Here is a 2,606-nt window from a genome sequence, read left to right on the forward strand (position 1 = left end):
AAAAATAGAAAAATAGAAAGAAATATGAAAATATTAATAAAAATTATAATTCTATTTCTAAAGCTATAGGACAATGGTCGGAACCCATTATGTCAGATTTGATATAAGACGCCTTCACATTGTCTTTAAATTCCTCATTCACAAAGAAATAATCCAAACGCCATCCCACATTTCTTGCTCGGGCACGGGTTCTATAGCTCCACCAAGTATATTGATCTCTCTCATTTTCATGGAACATTCTAAATGTATCAATATAACCATTATCCAAGAATTTGCTTACCCATTCCCTTTCCACAGGCAAGAAACCGGAAACATCCTCATTCTGTTTTGGCCTAGCAAGGTCTATTTCCTTATGGGCAGTGTTCAAGTCACCACAAATCACCAAATTGTGACCTTTATCCCTTAAATCGTTAGCATAATCAAGGAATGCGTCATAGAAATCAAGCTTGTATTGCAATCTCTCTTCCCCACTGCCACCATTAGGATAGTAAATGTTTAAAAGGGTAAAACCATCAAAATCCAATCTTTGAAGTCTCCCTTCTATATCAAACTTTTCAATTCCCATGCCAGAATAAACCTCTTTAGGCTCAATGGCTGTATAAGTGGCTACGCCACTGTATCCCTTCCTTTCTGCAGAATTGAAATAGCTGGTGTAATCAGGAATATTGACCAGTTTTTTAGGCAATTGATCCACTTGAGCCTTGGTTTCCTGAAGGCAAACAACATCTGCCTTTTCCTCATTGAACCAATCAATAAAACCTTTCTTATGAATGGCTCTGATTCCATTTACATTCCATGAAATAAGTCTAATAGAAGCCATAGAATCACATTTAGTCAAACTTAACTCCTTCTTCCAAAGGCACTTCCCTTAACCAGCTGATATCGCTTTTATAAAGCATTCTGATGTCAGAGAGATCATATCTAATCATTGCTAAACGTTCAATACCTAAACCGAATGCCAATGCTGGAGTGTTGATGCCTAAAGGCTCCAATACTTCAGGTCTGAACATTCCACATCCACCAAGTTCAATCCAGCTTTCCTTCTCTTCCAAATAGATTTCACATTCAGTGGAAAGATAGGTATAAGGGAAATAAGCAGGTCTGAATCTCACTTCAAATCCTAATTTCTTATAGAATTCCTTTAAGGTACCTAATAGATTTTGATAATTTATTCCCGGAGCGGCAACCAGACCTTCCACTTGATGGAACTCAGGCAAATGCTTATAGTCAAAGGTTTCTCTTCTGAATACCCTTCCTACTGAAAACATTTTGATAGGAAGTTCACCTTTTGCCAATCTTTGAGTGGAAATGCCAGTTGTATGGGTCCTTAAAACAGATTGACGAGCAATATCAGCATCCCACTTGTAGTTCCAACCTTCAGAACCGGTGTTTCCACCATCTTCATGAGTTTTTGCCACTCTTTCCACAAGAGCATCATCAGGCAAATCACAAGTCAATGGATTCTTTACATAAAATGTGTCCTGCATTTCTCTTGCAGCATGATCTTGAGGCTGGAAGAGGGAATCGAAATTCCAAAATGCTGATTCCAAATAATCTCCCTTATCTTCAGTAAAGCCCATATTCAAGAAGATTTCCCTAATTTCCTGAATAATTCTTCTTAAAGGATGTTCCTTACCTGGGAAGAATAAAGGATATTCCGCATTAATGTCATAAGGCCTGTATTTCAAGTCTTTCCAGGACCCCTCCTTAAGCTGTTCATGAGTCAATTGAGTGGCTTCCTCAACTATGTCAAAGCCAGTAGCCAAAATCTCATGACCTAAGTCAGTCAATTCAAAGCTATGTAAAGTTGTTTTTTGCTCGGCAATGAGGTTTTTCCTTTCCTTAAGTGCAGATAAACCTTTAGCCATATCCTCATCCATCTGCTCTTTGGACACTTGTGCCTTTTCAATAAGGGTTTTCAATAGGGACTCATCATCACCTAACTTATCCTTGCTGGATTCACCTACTTCAGTGATGGACAATACTCCCTTATCCATTTTTGCCCAACTTTTACGAACCAACCATCCGATTGAGATATTGATTTCCTTTTTGTCAAGATCTTCCAAGCTGGCCAAATCCTTCATAGCCAATTCCTTTTTATCCTGCAAGACCTTTAGGATTCTTCTTTCAGGAAGGCCGATTTCAGCATATTTCCTACCGTTTTCAGTCAAGCTGAATTTCTCTTTTGTCTCTTTATTTACTATAATGATTCCTTTGGAAGCCAATGAACCTGCAGCACTCATAACTGACTTAATGTTCAAGCCAGTGTTTTCAGCTATCTCTTCAGGAGTCGCATTTTCATTAATCTCCAACTCTTTCAATAGCTTTTTTTCATAAATATGTAATTCATTAATGATTTTATTAATATCTTCACTCATCTAAACACCAGATGTTTTTTTATAATTAATTGATAAGTATTATTGATAGCATTCACTCAATGGAAAATAAGTCAAATATCTATCATTTTATAATATTATAATATATCTCTAATCTAATTAATAAATATATTCAAAAAATGAAAAATCTAAAATTAATTTTAAAAGGCATAATTAAGAATAGATAATGAAGAATAGAAAAATAAAAAAATAGATAAAATAATAAAATAA

At 35.8% G+C, this 2,606-nt stretch carries 2 protein-coding genes; both read right to left on the minus strand.

The window, feature by feature from the left end; genetic code table 11:
* Positions 1-43: 43 nt before the first annotated feature.
* Complete coding sequence (locus IJE13_RS05385) at positions 44-820, minus strand: exodeoxyribonuclease III (protein WP_292778006.1); 777 nt, start codon at positions 818-820, stop codon at positions 44-46.
* Positions 821-830: 10 nt separating this feature from the next.
* Positions 831-2,378, minus strand: coding sequence for a phenylalanine--tRNA ligase subunit alpha (locus IJE13_RS05390; protein WP_292778011.1), 1,548 nt, complete (start codon positions 2,376-2,378; stop codon positions 831-833).
* Positions 2,379-2,606: the final 228 nt, after the last annotated feature.

This window comes from Methanobrevibacter sp., from assembly GCF_017410345.1.
Classification (GTDB): Archaea; Methanobacteriota; Methanobacteria; order Methanobacteriales; family Methanobacteriaceae; genus Methanobrevibacter.

Coding starts and splice junctions, on each gene's coding strand:
- IJE13_RS05385 (WP_292778006.1), bottom strand. CDS start 820: ATGGCTTCTATTAGACTTATTTCATGGAATGTAAATGGAATCAGAGCC.
- IJE13_RS05390 (WP_292778011.1), bottom strand. CDS start 2,378: ATGAGTGAAGATATTAATAAAATCATTAATGAATTACATATTTATGAA.